The sequence below is a fragment of the Nocardiopsis tropica genome (assembly GCF_042660575.1).
GTDB classification, from domain to species: Bacteria; Actinomycetota; Actinomycetes; order Streptosporangiales; family Streptosporangiaceae; genus Nocardiopsis; species Nocardiopsis tropica.
Genome location: NZ_JBHSUF010000013.1, coordinates 1 through 19,149, shown reverse-complemented (window position 1 = coordinate 19,149; position 19,149 = coordinate 1). Strand labels below are relative to the sequence as shown.

Below are 19,149 nucleotides of genomic sequence, written 5' to 3'. Positions count from 1 at the left end.
CCGCGCGGCCCGGCCCGGGCCCGGAGGCGTCGGAGGGAGAACGCGCCCGGGTCCGACCCGGACCGGGCGCTCCACCAGCGGAGGAGCGGTGAACGACTATGGCGACGGACGGTTCCGGCCCGGAGGCGATGGTACGCGCGCGCGGCCTGGCCAAGAGCTTCGGTGAGGTCGAGGCGGTCAAGGGGGTCGACCTGGAGGTGGCCCCGGGGGAGCTGTTCGGCCTCCTCGGCCCCAACGGGGCGGGCAAGTCCACGCTGATCGGCATGCTCTCCACCCTGATCACCCCGACGTCGGGGACGGGTTCCATCGCCGGGTTCGACATCGTGCGCGAGCGTCCCGACGTGCGCCGCAGCATCGGCCTGGTGTTCCAGGAGCAGACCCTCGACCGGTACCTGACGGGTTGGTACAACCTCAAGTTCCACGCCGAGATCTACGGCGTCCCGTCCGAGGAGGTCGACGGGCGGGTGACCCGGGCGCTCCGGGACGTGGGCCTGTGGGAGGAGCGGGAGAGGCTGGCCGGGACCTACTCGGGCGGCATGCGCCGGCGGCTGGAGATCGCACGGGGCCTGCTCCACCGCCCCCGCCTGCTGTTCCTCGACGAGCCGACGGCCGGGCTGGACCCGAGGTCCCGGGAGGCGATCTGGGACCGCGTCCGGGAACTCAACGAGTCCGAGGGCATCACCGTGCTGATGACCACGCACTACCTGGAGGAGGCCGAGAACTGCGGGCGGATCGCCGTCATCGACGGCGGGGAGATCGTGACGGTCGGCAGCCCCGCCGAGCTCAAGGCGCAGATCGGCCGGGACCGCGTGGAGATCGTCGCCCGCGACCCGGAGGCCCTCCGGGAGGAGCTGAGCACACGGCTCGGCCTCGCCCCGGTGGTCGAGGGCGACACGGTCTGGTTCACGGTGGCCGGGGGGCGGCGGTTCGTCCCCCGCGTGTTCTCCGAGGTCGACGCGGAGATCACATCGGTCCAGGTCAGATCGCCCTCGCTGGACGACGTCTTCCTGGCGCACACCGGGCGGGGGATCGACAGCCCCGCCCAGGAGGGCCGCGGAGGGGCCGAACCGCTGGTCGGCGGCCCCGGGCGCTGAGCCCGGACCGTGCGCCCGCCGCCGCTGCCTCGGCCCGGGTCCCGTGCCCGCCCCTACTATGTCCGTATGGCTGAGGTAAGCGCGCGTCACGGGTCGTGGTCCTTCGACGGGGCGGCCCTGTGGATCACTCCCGGGCGCAGAGCCCACCCCCTGCGCCGCGGCCTCGGCGTGGTGTCGCTGCCGCTGCCCGCGCTGGCGGGCGTCGTCTTCGAGCCCCGGCGCAGGGGCGGGACCCTCCGGGCCCACCCGCGTCCGGGCGCCGACCCCTTCACCGAGGCGACGGGCGGGCACCTGAGCCGCAGCGGCGACCCCTACCAGCTGCGCGTGGGCAAGGAGAAGGCCCTCGTCGCCGAGTACCTCGCCGAGACCGTCACCGAGGAGATCGCCGCCCTGGCGCCGGGCGACGCGACCGACCCCGACCGCTACCTGGTCGAGGCCCCCGCGGCCCCGGTCCGCGCCGACGCGGGCGACGCCTCGGTCGTCTTCGACGGCGCCCACGTCTACCTGCGGCCCAACTGGAAGGCGGAGTCCGCCAAGCGGGCGGCCGGTCCCCAGCGGCTCGCCCTGGAGGAGATCGCCGAGGTCCGGTGGACCTCCGTCGCGAGCGGCGAGGACGGCAGTCTGCGGTTCGTCCCCTTCGGCAGGACCGAGTCGGTCCTGCCCAGGTACGACCCCTTCGCGGTGCACTGGAGCCTGTGGGGAACGGACTACGAGGGCGGGACCACGGCCGTCGTGGCGACGGCCGTCACGGCGCTGCTCCCGCACCCCACCGCACGCGGAAAGGCCGTCGAGGGCGGCCGCGCGTTCCCCGCCCTGCCGTGGCGCCGGACACGGCAGGAGCCGGAGGAGGCCTGACGCCGGTCAGCCGTCGGCGCGCACGGCCACCCACAGGCCGTGGGCGAACGGCTCGATCCGCAGGTGCTCGGCCGTGCAGCCCGCCTTCTCGAAGGCCGCGGCGTACTGCTCCGGCGTGAACAGCGACATCTCCCACCCGTCCGTGGCGTGGCTCAAGCCCTCCTCGGGGTCGGCCACCGCGTAGTGCACGACCATGCGCATCCGGTCGTGCCTGCCCGTGACGCGGGTGGAGTGGGACAGGCGCACGACCGTCCGTCCGCCGTCCTCGACCAGGTCGCGGGAGACGTGCCCCGGTGTGAACCCCTCCGGCCCGACCCAGGGCTCGACCACCAGGACACCGCCCGGGTTCAGGTGGTGCACGAGCCCCTGGACGACGGAGACGAGCTCCTCCTCGGATTCCAGGTGCGGAACGGCGAACATGCACGTGATGACGTCGAACCGGGTGTCCAGCGCCACCTCGCGCAGGTCCGAGCGCCACGTCCGCAGGCCGGGCACCCGGGCGCGGGCCAGCTCCAGCATCTCGTCGGACCCGTCCAGCCCCGCGACCCGGCCGAAGTGCCCGGAGAAGGCGCGCAGGTGCAGCCCCGTGCCGCACGCGGTGTCCAGCAGGGAGTCCGCGGCGGGACTGCGCTCGCGGACCAGGCCGGCGATCAGCGCGGCCTCCGCGTCGTAGTCCTTGCCGCGGTGGATCATGACGGTGTCGTACACGGACGCGTAGCTGCTGTCGTACATCGGATGGGCCTTTCCGTCCGTGGCCGCCGGGGCCGGGGCGTCCACCGCCCCGAGTCCCCGACGGCCCGCCTTGTGTGCACGTGCCGGGGCGCGGTGCGCCCGCGTCGGCGCCGGGACCGCGCGGTCCCGGCGCGGGTCCTCAGCCGGTCCCGTTCCCCGCGGTCGCGGGCGGCTCGGAGAAGAACGGCAGGAAGGGGCTCCCCCCGCCGGACGCCGCGGCCAGGGCCAGCAGGACGCCGGCGCCGCCGGTGGCGAGGTCCATGGACAGGCGCGGCACCCGTCCGCCGTGGAACGCGGTGTGGCCGCGGAAGGGCAGGGCGTACCACTCCAGCTCGCGGACCCGGGAGCGCAGGTCCTCCTCCGCCCCGCCGAGCCGGGCGAGCGCCGCGACCTGCCCGGCCTTGCCGTGGAGCAGGTCCGCCTGCGCGTACAGCAGGGTGTGGCACGACCGGCTCAGCGCGGGAAGGCTCTCCGCGCAGCGCTCGTCGGCCCTGTGCGCCAGGAGTTCCTGGACGACGAGGGCGACGCCGAGCCCCCCGGCGTCGATGTTGGGGAGGGCGCGCGCGCCGCGGTCGCGGACCAGCAGGGCGCCGTCGGGGGAGGTGACGCACTGGTCCAGGTCCAGGTGCAGCGCCCGCACCGCGGCGTCGGTCCAGGCGGTGTCGCCCGTGGTGCGGTACAGCGCGAGCAGGGCCAGGGCCACGCCGCTCCAGCCGCGCATGAGCCCCGCCCGCCCGGTGGCCGGGCCGTCCCCGGAGGCCGACGCGACCGCCTCGGCGAGCCGGCCGCCCAGCTCGGCGGCGCGGACCGCGTACTCGCTTCCTGCGTCCCCCGCGGCGAAGTGCACGAGGTTCGCGCAGACCCCGGCCGTCCCGGAGAAGAGGGAGACGCCCCCGACCGGCTCCCCGGCGTTGCGGTCCAGCAGGTCGGCGGCCTCCTCGCGGTGGCCCAGGTGGTCCAGCGCGTACGCCAGGCCCGCGACCCCGTCGTAGAAGCCCTGCCGGGGGGAGCGCAGGCGGCGCGACGCCGCCAACAGCCACGCCTCGTGCTCCTGCGAGCGCCCCTGCCCGGCCCGGTCCAGCGCCCACAGGACCCCGGCCGCGCCGTGGGCCATGCCGTAGCCGCCGGACACGAACTGCTGGAGGTCTCCGGGGAACAGCCGGTCGGTGCGCTCCGGCGTGGCGGACGCCCGGATGCCCGCGGCGACGGCCCGCGGGGTCACCGGGGTCGGCGCCGGGGCACGGGAGTCCGGGACCAGCTCGCGCTCGATCTCGTCCGCCCACGCCGCGGGCACGGGGAAGAGCTCGCGGAGCACGCCGAGCAGGGCGACCGCCTTCTCCGGGGCGAGCGCGGTGATCCGGGAGAAGGGGAGGAAGACGGACAGGCGCGTCGCGGCGAGGGCGTAGGCGTCGACGGCCGGGCCGGTCCTGGCCGACGCGGAGAAGCCGGGGGCGCCGAGCGGAGCCCGTCGACCGTCGTCGTCCGCGTCGAAGGCGAGTTCGTAGTCGATGAGGGCGACGTTGTCCTCGGAGTCGACGATGACGTTGTTGGCGTGCAGGTCGCCGAAGACGAGGCCGCGTTCGTGGACGGCGGCGAGGACCGCCTCCAGCCGTCCCAGAATGCGAAGGGCCCGCTCCGTGAAGGCCGCGAGGCTGTCGGCGCCGGGCCGGGCGTCGGTCACACCGGGGTGGTGGACGGCGCCCCACGAGCCCAGGGTGCGGCCCTCCTTGTACTCCTGCACCAGGAACCGGTGGCCGCCCAGCGTGAAGCTCCCGAGGAGCCGGGGGACGCCCGGGACGCCGTCCAGGCGGCGCAGGTTCTCCTCCTCGCGCTCCTGGCGCGCCACCGCGTCCCGCAGGTCCCGGTCCAGGCCCGCGTGCGGACGGGCCTCCTTCAGGACGACCCGGAGGCCGTCCTCCTCCCGGCGGCCCAGGTAGATGCCGCCCCCGTTGGAGAAGTGCAGGGCCTTCTCCACGACGTAGGGCTGGCGCTCCTCGGAGGACCGGGCGGCCAGGTGGGGCCTGAGGACGTCGGGGAGCGCCGCCCAGGACGGGGGCGAGAACGAGGGGACGCGGCGGTCCGGGACGAGGGAGCCGTCCGGCGCGCGCAGCGCGGGGATCCGGGAGCCGTGCGCGTCGAGGCACCACCTCTCCCGGAACGCGCCGTACCTGACGTAGAGGGGGCCCCGGTCCCACCGCAGGTCGCTGAGGACGTACGGTCCGGGACGCCCGCCGACCAGGGCAGAGAGCCCGTGCAGGGTCCGCTCCAGCTCCTCCTCGTCGCGCGGGTAGACGGTCAGGAGCTTGCCGCTGGACGCGCGGGCCGCGTACTTGGCGTTGGCCGCGACGAGGATGTTCTTGTCGAGGAGGTACTTGAAGGCGATCCCGTGCCCGGTGCAGTAGTCCCACACGTCACGGCAGGTCGCGTCCGCGCCGTCCACCGTCGCCGAGACGTGGATCTTCCACCCCTGCTCGGGCAGCGAGGGGTCCTCGGGGGCGACGACCTGCCAGAGACCGCTCCGTGTGCGCTTCCAGCCCGTCGGGGGCTCCAGCGCGCTCACGGAGAACTCCGCCGGGACCACGAGGGCGTGGCGGGAGCCGTCCGCCAGGCGGCTCGGCTCCTCGAAGAACAGCGGGTCCGCGAGCGTGTACATCTCGAACAGGTCGAGCATGGGCTTCCCTCCGGGAGGCGTGGCGGTACGGGCTCGGCCGCGCGGGCGCGGCTCACTCGGGCCGGGAGCCCCCGGCGGCGGCCCTGGACCTGGGCCCGCGCGCGATCCTGTCGAGGATGGGAGCGCCGTTGGCGGTCCAGGCGCCCCGGGACACCGAGTAGAAGTGCAGGTCCCACAGTCGGCCCTGGAAGTAGACGTGTCGGGGGAGTGACGCCTCCCGGGGGGTGGCCAGGAGTGCCGACCCGAATTGCCCCAGGCTCGCGTCCGTGGTCAGAACGTACACTTTCCTGAGGTAATCCCAATTCGCGAAGGCGTGGTTGACGAGCAGCATCATGGATTCGGCGCCCACGCCCACGGGAAGGCGGTCGGCGCGCATGAAGATCCCCAGTTTCACATGACCGGCCGGGTCGTGCTCGCGGATCGACCCGAAACCGAGGACCTCGCCCGTGCGCCGGAGCTGGATCTCGAATACGTCGACGAATCGCTTGGCCACCGAGTGGTAGGACTCGGAGAAGGCGTCGCGTGAGGGAAGGCTTTCCAGGCCCAGTTCCGTCAGGAGGTCGTAGAGTTTCGTGACGTTCTCCGGCGCGATGGGGCTGAATCTGACGCGCGGGGTCTCGAGGTGCGGTGTGAGCATGGCGCGACACTCTAGGGGCCGTGCCCGACGGCCGGGCCGGGACCGGGGATCCCCGCCCGCCCGTGTCCGGCCGGGATCCGGGGCCGAGCCAGGTCGGGGCCCGGAGGGCGGCTCGGGGCGCCGGCCCCGGCGTCCCGCCGGCGGGACAGCACGTGTGCCGTCGGCGGAACGGGGTGCGGGAGGCTCCCCGCGTCGGCGGCCGGCCGGGGGAGGGGACGGCCGCCGGGAGCCGGGTCGCGGGCTTCTTGTCGCACCGGAGGAATTGCCCTAGGTTCTGAACCGCCAGTATCCGACTGCGCACAGGAAAGGAGCCCAGACATGGTTCACACCGACGTCCTGTCTCTTCAGGAGATGGACACCGTCCTCGACGAGGCCGTTCTGCTGAACAGCGGCATCAGCTACTTCGGTTGTAGCTGATTGTTTTGACGCGCTGTGGAGATGCCAATCTTCACAGCGCTTTTCTCTGCTCTGCCCAGAAGTGTCGGGAGAAGTTGTGCACGAGATCGTTTTCCCCCATCTGGAGACGCGGTCGGCCAGACTCGCGTCCACCGGCGAGAGGTTCGGGGAGGCGGTCCACGACGAGCTCTCCGGGCTCGGTCTGGCCGGGATGCCGAGCCGCGACGTCTTCACCTCGCTCTGGCCCCGGCAGTTCGACGGCGTGGCCGCCCAGTTCTTCGTGGAGGCCCCGGCGTCCGGCCGGGTCTGCGGGTACGCCTCCCTGCACTCCCTCAACCCGAACGGGCGCTACGTGAAGTGCGCCCTCGCCCTGGACACGGCACTGCTCGGGGAGGAGGGCGTGACGGACGCCCACGCCCTGGCCGTCAACTACGCCTTCTCGATGTGGAACATCCGCAAGGTCTACTTCTGGGTGGTCGACAGCGGGCTCCCGGGCCTGCGCGCGACGGGGACGCCGACGCCCCGGGAGGGCACCCTGACCGAGTACCTGCGCGACGGGGAGAGGCTGCGCTCCGTGCGGATCTTCGCCGTCTACCGGGAGGAGTGGGACGCGGCCGGCGCCGTCTACGTACGCGCGGCGGCGGGGACCGGGTCGGCGTGAGCGCCGTCCGGCACGGGGGCGCGGGGCGGCGGCCGCGATGAGGGTGCTGATCGCGACGCAGGCGGAGAGGACCCACTTCCTGGGGACGGTGCCCCTGGCGTGGGCACTGAGGGCGGCCGGGCACGAGGTGAGGGTGGCGAGCCAGCCGCACCTGCGGTCCGTGGCCGCAGAGGCGGGACTGCCCTTCGTCCCCGTCGGCAGGGACCACCACTTCGCCAGGGTCAGCCGGAACGGGCTGGCCGACCGGCATCTGGACTTCGACATGGCGGAGGACCGGGACGAGGTCCTCACCTGGGACCACCTGCGCGAGGGCTACGGCAAGGTGGTCACCTGGTGGTGGCGGATGGTGAACGACCCCATGCTGGACGACCTGGTGGCGTTCTGCCGGGAGTGGGGACCCGACCTCGTCGTGTGGGAGCCGTCGACGTACGCGGCCCCCCTCGCCGCCGAGCTGTGCGGCGCCGCGCACGTGCGGCACCTGTGGAGCGTGGACCTGTTCGCCCGGGTCCGGGCGCGGTTCCTGGGGCGGATGGCCGAACAGCCCGAGACAGACCGGGAGGACCCCCTGGCCGCCTGGCTGGGGGCGCGCGCCGCCCGGTACGGGGTGGAGTTCTCCGAGGAGCTGGTCCACGGCCAGGCCACCATCGAGCAGGTCCCCGCCTCCCTGAGGGTGGACACGCCCTCCCACCTGGACTACCTGCCCGTGCGCTATGTGCCCTACAACGGCAGGGCCGTGGTCCCCGACTGGCTGCGCACCCCGCCGGAACGCCCCCGCGTCGGGCTCAGCCTCGGCACGAGCGCGAGCCTGAGGCTGGGCGGCTACACGGTCGACGTGGGCACCCTCCTGGAGGGGCTGGCGGACCTGGACGTGGAGGTCGTGGCGACCCTGCCCGCCCACGAGCAGGCCAAGCTCGGCGCCGTCCCCGCCAACACGCGTCTGGTCGAGTACGTGCCCCTGCACGCACTCGCCCCCACCTGCGCCGCCATGGTCACCCACGGCGGCCCCGGCACCGTCCTGACCGCGCTGAGCAGCGGGATCCCGCAACTCCTGGCGCCGCACCCCCGGATGTTCGACATCCCGGTGCTGTCCGGCCTGGTGCGGGACCGGGGCGCCGCCCTGCTCCTGCCCCCCGACCGCGTCACCCCCGAGGCCGTCGCCGACGGCGTCGGCGCCCTCCTGCGCGACCCGTCCTTCACCCGCGCCGCCCACACCCTGCGACACGACATCGCCGCCATGCCCACACCCGCCGACCTCGCCCACACCCTCACCGGCCTCGCCGACCGGCGCTGACCGGTCCGACCCCTCAGGCCCCGCCGGCGCCCCGGAGTGCGGCGATCCGCTCCAGGGCCGGGACCAGCTGGTCCGGGGCGGGGGCGGACAGGGTCTCGTCACGCATCCGCTCGGCCGCCTCCCTCACCCCGGGACCGTCGAGGACGGCGGCCAGGTGCTGGTCGACCCCCTCGGACAGGGCCGAGGCGAGGGACACCGAGCGCAGGGCGCCCCGGTCCTGGAGCGCGCGCGTGATCAGGCCCCCGTCGAACTGGTCGGCGTTGAGCACGACGAACTGCGGGAGCCCCTCCACCAGGGCGTTGCAGTACGAGTCGAAGCCCCCGCCGTGCACCAGCAGCGAGCACGACCCCATCAGCAGGTGGGCGGCCGCCGTGTCGGCGACCCGGACCTCCGGCGGGAGCGCCGGCAGCGCGTCCTCCCAGGAGCGCGGGGAGAGCACGACCGGCTCGGCCCCCAGCTCCATCAGCGCGTCGACCACGTCGACGAACGAGGCGGCGCCCTCCGGGGACTTGCTCCAGGAACCCCAGTCGACGAGCACGCGCCGGCCCTCGGGCTCCTCGCGGGCCCACGCCGGCAGGACCGCGCTCCCGCCGTAGGGCACCGGGCGCACGCTCAGGTGCGTCCCGGTCTCCAGCTCCCGCAGCCGCAGCGCCTCGGGGAGCTGGTGCACGGAGAACTGGCCCAGGACGAGGTCCTCGGAGAAGTCCACGCCGAACGCGGCCGCGGCCTCGGTGAGCCAGGCGGTGAGCGCGTCGGGTACGGCCGGGTCGGGGTCGGCCGCCCGGTAGAGGCCGCGCAGGCGCGCGAAGAGGTCGACGCTCCACAGGAACCGCCCGTGGGCCGCGCCGCACGCCTCGGCGGCGATCGCCCCGGAGTAGGTGCTCGGCTCCCACAGGACCAGGTCCGGCTTCCACTCGCGGCAGAACGCCACGAGGTCCTCCGCCATCGGCTCGTTGACGAGTCTCCACCACCAGGTGACATGGTCCTCGTAGGCGTCGCGCAGGCTCTCCTCGCCCAGCCGCTCCGGGCGCTCCTCGGAGAGGTCGAAGATGGACTCGCCCGGCTCCTCGCGCCCGTGGGCCACGACCTCGGCGAGGGTGTGGTCGCCCCCGACCGGAACCACGGTCAGGCCCGTCTCGGCGGCCGCCTCGGTCATGGAGGGCTGGGTGGCGATCCGCACCTCGTGTCCGGCGGCACGCAGCGCCCACGCCGTCGGCACCATGCCAAAGAAATAAGCCTTGTCCGCGTATGCCGCGACGACGATTCGCAAGGTGTTCCCCACTTCCGGGATTTCGATGGTCCGATCGGTGAAAGCCGACACCGCTCCTTGACAAGCCCGGCCCGCTGCATGTTCATTGCGGGTGTTGCACTCCGAACCTGTTCTCCTCTTCCGAGCCGGCGTGGCGGTACGGTTGTGTCGATCCCTTCGGAAGAGGTTCTGGGAGCCTAGCACCGGTGCTGGATCCAGGCCGGTGGGCGTAGCGCAGCGGTATGTTCGCGCCGTACTTGCCCGGCAATATCGATGTTCGGACCTCTCTGGGAGTCACCATGAAAGGTATTGTGTTGGCGGGTGGCACTGGCAGCCGCCTGTTTCCCGCTGCCCGAAGTATTTCCAAACACCTTTTCCCGGTTTACGACAAGCCGATGTTCTACTACCCGATCTCCGTGCTGATGACGGCTGGAATCCGCGAGATCCTCCTGATCACCAATCCCGAGAGCCTTCCCCTCATCCGCCAGGTGCTCGGCACCGGGAGTTCGCTGGGGATCGAGATCCGGTACGCGACCCAGCCCGAGCCCAAGGGGATCGCCGAGGCGCTGCTCATCGGCCGGGACCACATCCGGGGGAGCCGTAGCGCCCTCGTCCTGGGGGACAACATCTTTCACGGCGAGGGCTTCGGCGGACTGCTCGACCGGGCCGCGACCTCGACGTCCGGGTGCACGCTCTTCGGATCCAGGGTGAGCGACCCCCGGCAGTACGCGGTCGCGGGATTCGGGGACATGGGCAGGTTCGAGAGCCTGGAGGAGAAGCCGGCCGCCCCGCGCTCGGACTGCGCGGTCACTGGCCTCTACTTCTACGACCAGGAGGTGGTGGACATCGCCGAGAGCATCGTCCCCTCCGCGCGGGGCGAACTGGAGATCACCGATGTCAACCGCGTCTACCTGGAAAGGGGCCGGGCCGAACTCGTGACCATGGGGAGCGAAATAACCTGGCTCGACCTCGGCACCGAGGAATCCCTGTTGGAGGGAAGCCGATACGTTTCCACCACGGCCCGGGGGACCGGTGTCCGGGTCGCCTGTCTTGAGGAGATCGCCTTGCACATGGGCTTCATCGGAGCGGACGAGTGCTATCGGCTCGGGGAAGAGATGCCCAATTCCCGCTATGGCGCGTACGTCATGGAGGCCGCCCGCAGGGCGGCGGGGGTGTGGCAGGGTGCGGGTGTATGAAGATCCTGGTCACCGGTGGCGCCGGATTCATCGGTTCCAATTTCGTCAGACGTGTCCTCGCCGGCTCCTATCCGCGGTACGCGGACGCCGAGATCGTGGTCCTGGACAAGCTGACCTACGCCGGCACGACGGAGAGCCTGGCCTCCGTGGCCGACGACCCGCGCCTGACCTTCGTCCGGGGTGACGTGTGCGACGAACAGCTCGTGCGCGAACTCATGGGCGGGGTGTCCCTCGTGGTGCACTGCGCCGCCGAGACCCACGTGGACCGTTCGATCTCGGACGCCGGCTGCTTCGTCCGCACCAACGTCATGGGCACCTTCCACCTGCTGGACTCGGCCCTGGCCGAGAACGTGGAGAACTTCGTCCTGGTCTCCACGGACGAGGTCTACGGGACGCTCGGCTCGGGGTCGTGGGTCGAGACCGACCCCCTGGAGCCCAACTCCCCGTACTCGGCCTCCAAGAGCGCCTCCGACCTCCTGGCGCGGTCCTTCCACCGGACCTACGGCATGCGGGTCTGCGTCACCCGGTGCGCCAACAACTACGGGCCGTTCCAGTTCCCGGAGAAGATGATCCCGCTCTTCGTGACCAACCTGCTGGACGGGACGCCGGTGCCCGTCTACGGGGACGGCGGCAACGTCCGCGAGTGGGTCCACGTGGACGACCACTGCGACGCCCTCGCCCTGGCGGCCGAGCACGGTGAGCCCGGCGAGGTCTACAACATCGGCGGATCGGTCGAGAAGCGGAACCTGGAGGTCACCGACGCGCTCCTGGAGCTGCTCGGGCACGACGCCTCGATGGTCCGCTTCGTCGCCGACCGCAAGGGCCACGACCGCCGCTACTCCGTGGACGGGACCAAGGCCGCCGAGCGGCTGGGCTACCGGCCCGCCGTCTCCTTCGAGGAGGGGTTGGCCCGCACCGTCGCCTGGTACACGGAGAACCGCGCGTGGTGGGAACCGCTGAAGAAGCGCCTCTCCCAAGCGGAGGACGGCGGCTGAGGCGTCCCCGCGCCCGGCCCGCCCGTCCCGCCGGCGGGACAGCAGACGACGCCGGCGCGGACCCGTATCCCCCGTCCCGGACCCCCGCCCGGGACCCGACCCCCGATCGGATCAGGACTCACGTGTCGGTTGACGAGCTCTCCCCCGGCGACCTCATCACACGGCTCCCCGCGGCGCCCGAACTCTCGGAACGGCCGTGGACGGTGCGCTGGGACGCGCTGGACGAACCGGCGGAACAGCTCCTCGGCCGCCTGCTGCCCCCCGAGACGGCGTTCACCACCTCGGGAAGTACCGGCCGTCCGACCGTCTGGCACCGCACCCGCGAGCAGCTCGTGTCGGAGGCGGGCCTGCTCGCCGCGCTGCTGGAGGACGCCCGCCCCGAGGCGGTCGTGTCCTTCGCGCCGCCGCGGCACCTCTACGGGATGCTCGCCAGCGTGCTCGTGCCCGCACTCCTCGGCGTGCCCGCCTGGTACGTGCCCCAGTTCGCCCAGCTGCCGCCCCCCGACCACCGCCGCTGGGCGGTGATGGCGATCCCCTGGACCTTCCGGATCCTCCTCGGCCGCACGAACTGGATCGAGGCGGCCGAACGCCTCGCGTTCGTCCACAGCACGGCGGTGGTCCCGCGCAGCGCGAACGACCTGCTCTCCGCGGCGGGCGACCGCGCGAGCCTGACCGAGATCTTCGGATCCACGGAGACCGGCGGCGTCGCCCACCGCGAGTGGAACCCCCACAACCCGCCGTGGCACCTGTTCTCCGACGTCGAGTTCGGGCACGGCCCGGACCGCCCCGGGACGGAGGCCCCCCTGGTGGTCCGCAGCCCCCGCATCGCGCGGCCCGGGACGGGGTCCCCGGTCGCGGAGTGCCGGATGGACGACCACGTGGTCCGGCTCGGCGACCGGACCTTCGGGTTCGCGGGACGCCGGACCCGGCTCGTCAACGTCAACGGGCGGCGCCTGGACCTCGACCTCATGGAGGAGAGGCTGGTCGACGTCCTCGACTGCGAGGACCTGGCGTGCGTCCCGGTGCTCGACCCGCTGACCGGGGAGCACTTCGACCTCCTGATCGTCCCGGCGTCGGCCGGGACCCCCGACGCGGAGGAGCTCCGGAGGGCACTCGACCGGATCGAGTACCGTCCCCGCAGCGTGCGGACGGTGGAGCGGATCGACCGCTCCGAGACAGGCAAACTTCGGCGCGTGCAGTCCGCGCGCGCCCGCCCCGAAGGAGTGGACAGATGACGCCAACGCCGACCAGCCTGGCCGAGGTCGTCCGCCGGGCCGCGTGGGACGCGAGCATCGGCTGGACCGACGACGACCTCTCGCGGATGCAGGCCAGCGCCACGACCATGGCCAAGCACCTGGCCGACGGCGCCGACGTCTACGGGGTCACGCGCGGCTTCGGCCCGCTCGTTGCCTTCCCCGCCTCGGAGTCCGCGGGCGAGCAGGGGGACGGGCTCATCGCCCACCTCGGCAGCGCGCAGGGGGAGCCGCTGTCGCCCGAGGTCAGCCGACTCGTGGTCGCCCTCCGGCTCACGAGCATGCGCCGCGGCTACTCCGCGGTGTCGGTCGACTTCTGGCAGGAGCTCGTCGGGCTGTGGAACCGCGGTTTCACCCCCGTCATCCCGCGTGAGGGCACGGTGAGCGCGAGCGGGGACCTCCAGCCCCTGGCCAGCGCGGCTCTGGCGTTCGCGGGCCAGGGCGAGGCCTGGGTGCGCGAGGACTCCGGCGCCTGGTCGCGCAGACCCGCCGCCGAGGCCCTGGGCCGCCTGGGCGCGTCCCCGGTCCGGTGGAACGCACGCGAGGCCCTGTCCTTCGTCAACGGCAGCGGGGTCAGCCTCGCCGTCACCGTCGACAACCACCGCCAGGTCGAGGACGTGGTCCGCGCGTCGGCGCTGATGACCGCCCGGATGGTGGACCTGCTGGGGGCCAACCCCCAGGCGTACGCGGCGGGGATCGCGGAGGCCCGCGGACAGAACGGCCAGGCCGCCGCCGCCGCGTGGATCAGGTCCGGCATCCCCGCCGGAGCCGAGCGCGACGAGGCCAGGCCCCTCCAGGAGCCCTACAGCCTCAGGTGCGCGCCGCAGATCCTCGGCGCGGTGCTCGACCAGCTCGCCGCCGCGGAGCGCATCCTGCTGCGCGAGGCGGTGGGGACCACCGACAACCCCGTCAGCAGCGAGGGAGAGGTCCTGCACGGCGGCAACTTCCACGCGATGCCCGTGGGCCTGTGCTCGGACCAGCTCGGCCTGGCCCTCCAGCAGGTGGCCTACATGGCCGACCGGCAGCTGTCCCTGCTCTGCGGCTCGGACACCAACGGCGGACTCCCGCCGATGCTCACCCCCCGGCCCGGGGCGGGGAGCGGCCTGGCCGGGGTCCAGGTCAGCGCCACCTCGTTCGTCTCGCGGATCCGCCAACTCGTGACCCCCGCCACCCTCACCGCCCTGCCCTGCAACAACGGGAACCAGGACCACGTGCCCATGGCGCTCAACGGCGCGAACTCCCTCGCCCAGGCCCTGGACCTGGCGTGGCTGGTCGTCGGCTCGCTCGGCGTGGGCCTGGCCCAGCTCGCCGCGCTCACCGGCAGGACCGGGGAGACGGGGCTGTGGGCCCGGATCGCGGAGCTGTCCCCGCCGCTGGACCGGGACCGCCCCCTCGCCGCCGAGGTGCGGGCCGTGCGCGACGCCCTCGCGGAGGAGGCCCGGGCCAGGTCCGGCGAGTGGGTGCACCGGGACGCCTGAGACCGGCCGCGCGGCGGACCGACCGTCCGCCGCCCGCCCGGCCCCACCCGCCCCGTCCGCGTCACGGACGGGGGGTTCGCATGACAGACGGGGCGTACCGCCAGGTCGCACCCCACAGGGAAGGGTTCGCCTTGCAGACGCCAGAACTATGGATCCGGGGCCTCGGTGTGTACCTCCCCGAGACCCGGGTGAGCGTGGAGACCGCCGTGGCCGAGGGACTCACCACGGCGGAGGAGGCGGCCGTCCACGACATGGCCGGCGCCGCCGTCGCGGGCGAGCTCCCCGCCCCGGAGATGGCGCTCCGCAGCGCCCGCGAGGCGTACGACCAGGCGGGGGCCGACCCCGACGACACGCGCGTCCTCCTCTACACGGACATCTGGCACCAGGGCCCCGACGTCTGGTTCCCGCAGTACCACCTCCAGCACCACCTCGTCCGGGGCGACGTCATCGCGGGGGAGCTGCGCCAGGGGTGCAATGCCCTGTTCACCGCGATGGAGCTGACCGAGCCGCACCTGCGCGGCGCCCCGGAGAGCGCCACCGCCCTCCTCGTCGCGGCCGACAACTTCAGCACCCCGAACGTCGACAGGTGGCGCTCGGGAGCCTTCGTGATGGGAGACGGCGCCTGCGCGGTCCTCCTGGGGCGGGCCCCCGGCCTGGCCCGGGTGCTCTCGGTGGGCTCGATGGTCGTCCCCGAGCTGGAGGAGCTGCACCGGGCGGGGGAGCCCGAGTTCCCCCCGGCGGCCACGACCGGCACCGCACTGGACCTTCGCGCCCGGGGGCGCGCCCTCACCGAGAAGGGGGAGGAGGACCCGGAGGTGGACCTCGCCTGGTTCACCCTCCAGCAGAAGATGATGCTGCTGGTCGGCCGCACCCTCGCGGAGGCCGGGGTGGGCTTCGGCGACATCGCCCGCGCCACCTTCAGCAACCTGGGCCCGGGAGCGGTGGAGCACCGCTGGATGGACGTCCTCAAGCTCCCCATGGAGAAGTCGACGTGGAGCCACGGCCGGACCATCGGCCACATCGGGGCCGCCGACCCCTTCATCGGGCTGCGCCACCTGCTGGACGAGGGCGGGGTCCGCCCCGGGGACCACGTGGTCCTGGGCGGACTGGGCTCGGGGGTCACGCTCTCCTGTGCCGTGGTGCGGATCGCCGACACCCCGCCCGGCTCCTGAGACGCGGGAGGCGCCGGACGCGGGCGGGCCCCGGAGCCCGCGTCCGGAGGACCGGCCGGCGGACGACCGCGTGAGGGGGACCGGGGGCCCGCCGGGCCCCCGGTCTCACCACGACCAGGCCTCGGGCGCGGGACCGCCCTTGCCCACCGGGGGGAACAGGGCGTCGATCCGTTCGGCGGTCTCCGCGTCGATCCCCGTCTCCAGGGCCCGGATCGCACCGTCGAGCTGGCCCAGGGTGCGCGGTCCGACGATGGTCGAGTTGACCCCCGGGCGCGAGAGCACCCACGCGATCGACAGCTCGGCCGGGTCGCGGCCCACGGAGTCGCAGAGGTCCTCGTAGGCGGCGATCGTGTCCCCGCGCTCGCGCAGCACCTCCATCGCCCGGCTCTTGGCCGTCTTGACGGCGGTGCCCTCGCGGAGCTTGCGGATGGCGCCGCCCAGCAGGCCGCCGTGCAGCGGCGACCAGGTCAGGATTCCGATGCCGTAGGACGCCGCCGCGGGCAGGACCTCCAGCTCCACGTGGCGCGTGACCAGGTTGTACGCGCACTGCTCCGAGACCAGGCCGAGGAAGTTGCGCCGGTTCGCGGCCTCCTGGGCGGAGGCCAGGTGCCAGCCCGCGAAGTTGGAGGAGCCCACGTAGCGCACCTTGCCCTGGTGGACGAGGATCTCCATCGCCTGCCAGACCTCCTCCCACGGCGCGTTGCGGTCCACGTGGTGCATCTGGAAGAGGTCGATCCAGTCCGTGCGCAGCCTGCGCAGCGACTCCTCGCACGAGGCGATGATGTGGCGGGCCGAGAGGCCGCGGTCGTTGGGCCAGTCGCTCATGGGGTTGAAGACCTTGGTCGCCACAATGGAACGGTCGCGGCGCCCCTCGCCCTTGTCGAACCATTCGCCGATGAGTTCCTCGGTCATTCCCTTGTGCACCTGCCACCCGTAGTGGTTGGCGGTGTCGAAGAAGTTGACGCCGTGTTCGAGCGCGCTGTCCATCATCGCGAAACTCTCGTCCCGCGGAGTGTTCACGCCGAAATTCAGCGTTCCCAGGCAGAGGCGGCTGACCTCCAGCGCGGTACGGCCAAGGCGTGTGTACTGCATTCTCTCCCCTGTTTCATGGTGTCTCGCAGAGAAAGCTGGACTCGGGGTCGAACGGAACTCGTGCGGGTGCGCCGGCCGCCGGATGCCGCCGTTATCGCTCCGGAAGGATCCGGAAAGGGCCTCGTGGAGAAGACTTCCACGTCCGGGCGGACCCCGCGCCGCTATGCTCGCGATCCGGCGGCGCCCGGCGGCGGAGAGGCCGCCCCGGCGCCCGCGGACGAAGGGCACCGTACCCCGCGACACCCGCGTCCCGCCGTGCCCGGAGCCCCTGCTCCCGCCGCCGCGCCGCACCCCACCGCCCGCCCCTCCCGGAACCGGCCTTCCGGCGGTTCCGACTCCTGTCCGGAGATGCCCCCTTGCGTGTACTGCTCGCCTCCTACGCGGAGAAGACGCACTTCATCGGCATGGTGTCCCTCGCGTGGGCACTGCGCGCCGCCGGACACGAGGTCCGCGTCGCCAGCCAGCCGGAACTGACGGGGTTCCTGGCCCGGGCGGGGCTGTCCGCGGTCGCGGTCGGACGCGACCACCTCCTGAAGAAGCACTTCGAGGTGGTGACCCAGTGGGGTGAGGGAGAGGCCCCGGGGCTGTTCGACGTCGGCGAGGCCTGGGACGACGACCTGTCGTGGGACGAGCTGCGGTGGGGCGCGCGGGACACGGCGGCCTGGTGGTGGCGGATGGTCAACGACCCGATGCTGGACGACCTGGTGTCGTTCTGCCGCGCATGGAAGCCCGACCTGGTGGTGTGGGAGGCGACCACGTTCGCGGGGGCGATCGCGGCGCAGGCGTGCGGTGCGCCCCACGTGCGGTTCCTGTGGAGCCTGGACCTGTTCGCCGCCATGCGGGTGCAGTACCTGGAGCGCATGGGCGAGCAGCCCGAGGCCGACCGCGACGACCCCGTCCGCGCCTGGCTGGAGAACCGCGCCGCCCGCTACGGGGTGGAGTTCTCAGAGGACCTCGTCCGGGGACAGGCCACCCTGGACTACCTCCCCGACTCCCTGACCCTGTCCGCGCCCACCGGCGCCCGGCGCCTCCCCCTGCGCTACGTCCCCTACAACGGCAGGGCCGTGGTCCCCGACTGGCTGCGCACCCCGCCCGAACGCCCCCGCATCGCGCTGAGCGTGGGAAGCAGCACGACCGAGTGGTTCGGGGGGCACACGTTCTCGCTGGGCGAGGTCCTGCGGGGGTTGGGGGAGCTGGACGCGGAGATCGTCGCGACCCTGCCGCCGGAGGAGGAGGCCGGGCTCGGCCCGCTCCCCGACAACGTGCGGCTGGTGGGCTACGCGCCCCTGCACGTCCTGGCGCCGACCTGCGCGGCCATGATCACGCACTCCGGACCCGGCACCCTGTGCTCGGGGCTGTCCCACGGGGTGCCCCAACTGCTCGTGCCCGGGCCCCGGCTGGACGCGCCCCTGCTGTCGCGGCTGGTGGAGCGCCAGGGGGCGGGGCTGGTGGTGCTGCCGGAGGACGCCGGGGCCGTGAGCCTGCGGGACACCGCGCGCCGCCTGGTCGAGGACCCCCGGCACGCCGCGGCGGCGGGGCTGCTGCGCGAGGAGATGGCCGCCATGCCCTCCCCCGCCGAGACGGCGCGCGTCCTGGCCGACCTGGTGCGGGAGGGGGCCCTGGGGCCGACCTGAGCGGGGCGCCGCCGGCGGTTCGGGGGCGCCCCGCCGCACGCCGGAGGAGCCCCGGCCCCGTCCGGCCTCGCGCGACCCGCGGGGTGCCCCGTGGCCCGGGGTTCGGTGCGGGGTCGGCGCCGTTCAGCGCCGGTCGGTGAGGGTGTGGGCGAGGTCGGCGGGGGAGGGCATGGCGGCCATCTCCTGGCGCAGGGCCTCGGCGGCCCGGGTGTGGCGGGGGTCGTCCAGGAGCGCTCGTACCCCGGCGGCCACGGCGTCGGGGGTGACCCGGTCGGGCTCCAGGACGAGGGCGGCGCCCCGGTCCCGTACCCGGCCCGACAGCAGCACGGTGTCGAACATGTTGACGTTGGGGGCCATGAGCTGGGGGGTGCCGCCGGTGAGGGCGGTCAGGACGGTGCCGGGTCCGCCGTGGGTGATCATCGCGGCGCAGGTGGGGGCGAGTGCGTGCAGGGGCACGTACTCGGTCAGGCGTGTGTTGGCGGGGACGGGGCCGAGGGCGTCCTGCTCGTGGGCGGGCAGGGTGGCGACGACCTCCGCGTCCAGGTCGGCCAGCCCCTCCAGCGCGTCCTTGGGCGAGAGCTGGTGCTCCCCGTACCACTCGGCCGCGCTGGTGCCGAGGGTGAGGGCGATGCGGGGGCGCTCGGGTGGGGTGCGCAGCCAGTGGGGGACGACGGCCCTGCCGTTGTAGGGGACGTAGCGCATGGGCAGGTAGGTGAGGTCGTGGGGGGTGGGGACCCTGAGGG

General features: G+C 73.4%; 17 protein-coding genes. 11 read left to right on the top strand and 6 right to left on the bottom strand.

Annotation, left to right across the window (positions count from 1 at the left end; genetic code table 11):
* Window positions 1-98 precede the first annotated feature (98 nt).
* Together ACFQBR_RS21025 and ACFQBR_RS21020 are read left to right on the top strand one after the other, a co-directional pair.
* Window positions 99-1,094: an ATP-binding cassette domain-containing protein gene (locus tag ACFQBR_RS21025; RefSeq protein WP_344181768.1), complete on the top strand. Its 996-nt coding sequence runs from the start codon at window positions 99-101 to the stop codon at window positions 1,092-1,094.
* Between the two features lie 66 nt (window positions 1,095-1,160).
* Entirely contained in the window at window positions 1,161-1,949 is a 789-nt protein-coding gene (locus ACFQBR_RS21020; RefSeq protein ID WP_267947229.1) for a DUF4429 domain-containing protein, read from the top strand.
* A gap of 6 nt (window positions 1,950-1,955) precedes the next feature.
* On the opposite strand, the gene ACFQBR_RS21015 is transcribed toward ACFQBR_RS21020, so the two are convergent.
* The 3 genes from ACFQBR_RS21015 to ACFQBR_RS21005 form a co-directional block, all read right to left on the bottom strand.
* Window positions 1,956-2,681 carry a class I SAM-dependent DNA methyltransferase gene (locus tag ACFQBR_RS21015; protein ID WP_344181770.1) on the bottom strand — a complete coding sequence of 242 codons (726 nt, stop codon included), beginning with the start codon at window positions 2,679-2,681 and terminating at the stop codon, window positions 1,956-1,958.
* Window positions 2,682-2,820: 139 nt separating this feature from the next.
* A complete protein-coding gene (gene lanKC / locus ACFQBR_RS21010) occupies window positions 2,821-5,352 on the bottom strand; it encodes a class III lanthionine synthetase LanKC (RefSeq protein WP_344181772.1) in 2,532 nt (843 codons plus the stop codon).
* A gap of 52 nt (window positions 5,353-5,404) precedes the next feature.
* Entirely contained in the window at window positions 5,405-5,989 is a 585-nt protein-coding gene (locus tag ACFQBR_RS21005) for a GNAT family N-acetyltransferase (protein ID WP_344181775.1), read from the bottom strand.
* Window positions 5,990-6,307: 318 nt separating this feature from the next.
* Here ACFQBR_RS21005 and ACFQBR_RS21000 point away from each other — a divergent pair, with 318 nt between their 5' ends.
* From ACFQBR_RS21000 to ACFQBR_RS20990, 3 genes are all read left to right on the top strand, one after another.
* Entirely contained in the window at window positions 6,308-6,406 is a 99-nt protein-coding gene (locus tag ACFQBR_RS21000) for a SapB/AmfS family lantipeptide (RefSeq protein ID WP_267947225.1), read from the top strand.
* Between the two features lie 76 nt (window positions 6,407-6,482).
* Window positions 6,483-7,046 carry a GNAT family N-acetyltransferase gene (locus ACFQBR_RS20995; protein WP_344181777.1) on the top strand — a complete coding sequence of 188 codons (564 nt, stop codon included), beginning with the start codon at window positions 6,483-6,485 and terminating at the stop codon, window positions 7,044-7,046.
* A 37-nt stretch (window positions 7,047-7,083) separates the two neighbouring features.
* A complete protein-coding gene (locus ACFQBR_RS20990) occupies window positions 7,084-8,337 on the top strand; it encodes an activator-dependent family glycosyltransferase (protein ID WP_378554183.1) in 1,254 nt (417 codons plus the stop codon).
* 13 nt (window positions 8,338-8,350) lie between these two features.
* Here ACFQBR_RS20990 and ACFQBR_RS20985 read toward each other — a convergent pair whose 3' ends face one another.
* Entirely contained in the window at window positions 8,351-9,607 is a 1,257-nt protein-coding gene (locus ACFQBR_RS20985) for a nucleotide disphospho-sugar-binding domain-containing protein (protein WP_378554181.1), read from the bottom strand.
* 278 nt (window positions 9,608-9,885) lie between these two features.
* Here ACFQBR_RS20985 and rfbA point away from each other — a divergent pair, with 278 nt between their 5' ends.
* The 5 genes from rfbA (at window position 9,886) to ACFQBR_RS20960 (ending at window position 15,680) form a co-directional block, all read left to right on the top strand.
* The gene (rfbA, locus tag ACFQBR_RS20980; protein WP_344181783.1) at window positions 9,886-10,782 is read left to right on the top strand and encodes a glucose-1-phosphate thymidylyltransferase RfbA; all 897 of its coding nucleotides are present in this window, start codon (window positions 9,886-9,888) and stop codon (window positions 10,780-10,782) included.
* The gene (gene rfbB / locus ACFQBR_RS20975) at window positions 10,779-11,777 is read left to right on the top strand and encodes a dTDP-glucose 4,6-dehydratase (protein WP_267947221.1); all 999 of its coding nucleotides are present in this window, start codon (window positions 10,779-10,781) and stop codon (window positions 11,775-11,777) included. The genes rfbA and rfbB overlap by 4 nt, the downstream gene beginning before the upstream one ends.
* Before the next feature lie 122 nt (window positions 11,778-11,899).
* Window positions 11,900-13,012, top strand: coding sequence for a class I adenylate-forming enzyme family protein (locus tag ACFQBR_RS20970; protein ID WP_344181786.1), 1,113 nt, complete (start codon window positions 11,900-11,902; stop codon window positions 13,010-13,012).
* Window positions 13,009-14,508: an aromatic amino acid ammonia-lyase gene (locus ACFQBR_RS20965; protein ID WP_344181788.1), complete on the top strand. Its 1,500-nt coding sequence runs from the start codon at window positions 13,009-13,011 to the stop codon at window positions 14,506-14,508. The genes ACFQBR_RS20970 and ACFQBR_RS20965 overlap by 4 nt, the downstream gene beginning before the upstream one ends.
* A gap of 131 nt (window positions 14,509-14,639) precedes the next feature.
* Window positions 14,640-15,680, top strand: a complete 1,041-nt coding sequence (locus tag ACFQBR_RS20960) for a ketoacyl-ACP synthase III family protein (protein WP_344181790.1) — start codon at window positions 14,640-14,642, stop codon at window positions 15,678-15,680.
* A 105-nt stretch (window positions 15,681-15,785) separates the two neighbouring features.
* Here the strand turns inward: ACFQBR_RS20960 and ACFQBR_RS20955 are convergent, their stop codons facing one another.
* The gene (locus tag ACFQBR_RS20955; RefSeq protein WP_267947217.1) at window positions 15,786-16,772 is read right to left on the bottom strand and encodes an aldo/keto reductase; all 987 of its coding nucleotides are present in this window, start codon (window positions 16,770-16,772) and stop codon (window positions 15,786-15,788) included.
* A gap of 356 nt (window positions 16,773-17,128) precedes the next feature.
* Here ACFQBR_RS20955 and ACFQBR_RS20950 point away from each other — a divergent pair, with 356 nt between their 5' ends.
* Window positions 17,129-18,406 carry an activator-dependent family glycosyltransferase gene (locus ACFQBR_RS20950; RefSeq protein WP_344181792.1) on the top strand — a complete coding sequence of 426 codons (1,278 nt, stop codon included), beginning with the start codon at window positions 17,129-17,131 and terminating at the stop codon, window positions 18,404-18,406.
* A 123-nt stretch (window positions 18,407-18,529) separates the two neighbouring features.
* On the opposite strand, the gene ACFQBR_RS20945 is transcribed toward ACFQBR_RS20950, so the two are convergent.
* Window positions 18,530-19,149: nucleotide disphospho-sugar-binding domain-containing protein (locus ACFQBR_RS20945; protein WP_378554176.1), on the bottom strand; the 620-nt coding region annotated here is incomplete at its 5' end.

Excerpts from the sequence above, each read along its gene's own strand:
- ACFQBR_RS21025 (WP_344181768.1), top strand. The coding sequence starts at position 99 with ATGGCGACGGACGGTTCCGGCCCGGAGGCGATGGTACGCGCGCGCGGC.
- ACFQBR_RS21020 (WP_267947229.1), top strand. The coding sequence starts at position 1,161 with ATGGCTGAGGTAAGCGCGCGTCACGGGTCGTGGTCCTTCGACGGGGCG.
- ACFQBR_RS21015 (WP_344181770.1), bottom strand. The coding sequence starts at position 2,681 with ATGTACGACAGCAGCTACGCGTCCGTGTACGACACCGTCATGATCCAC.
- lanKC (WP_344181772.1), bottom strand. The coding sequence starts at position 5,352 with ATGCTCGACCTGTTCGAGATGTACACGCTCGCGGACCCGCTGTTCTTC.
- ACFQBR_RS21005 (WP_344181775.1), bottom strand. The coding sequence starts at position 5,989 with ATGCTCACACCGCACCTCGAGACCCCGCGCGTCAGATTCAGCCCCATC.
- ACFQBR_RS21000 (WP_267947225.1), top strand. The coding sequence starts at position 6,308 with ATGGTTCACACCGACGTCCTGTCTCTTCAGGAGATGGACACCGTCCTC.
- ACFQBR_RS20990 (WP_378554183.1), top strand. The coding sequence starts at position 7,084 with ATGAGGGTGCTGATCGCGACGCAGGCGGAGAGGACCCACTTCCTGGGG.
- rfbA (WP_344181783.1), top strand. The coding sequence starts at position 9,886 with ATGAAAGGTATTGTGTTGGCGGGTGGCACTGGCAGCCGCCTGTTTCCC.
- rfbB (WP_267947221.1), top strand. The coding sequence starts at position 10,779 with ATGAAGATCCTGGTCACCGGTGGCGCCGGATTCATCGGTTCCAATTTC.
- ACFQBR_RS20965 (WP_344181788.1), top strand. The coding sequence starts at position 13,009 with ATGACGCCAACGCCGACCAGCCTGGCCGAGGTCGTCCGCCGGGCCGCG.
- ACFQBR_RS20955 (WP_267947217.1), bottom strand. The coding sequence starts at position 16,772 with ATGCAGTACACACGCCTTGGCCGTACCGCGCTGGAGGTCAGCCGCCTC.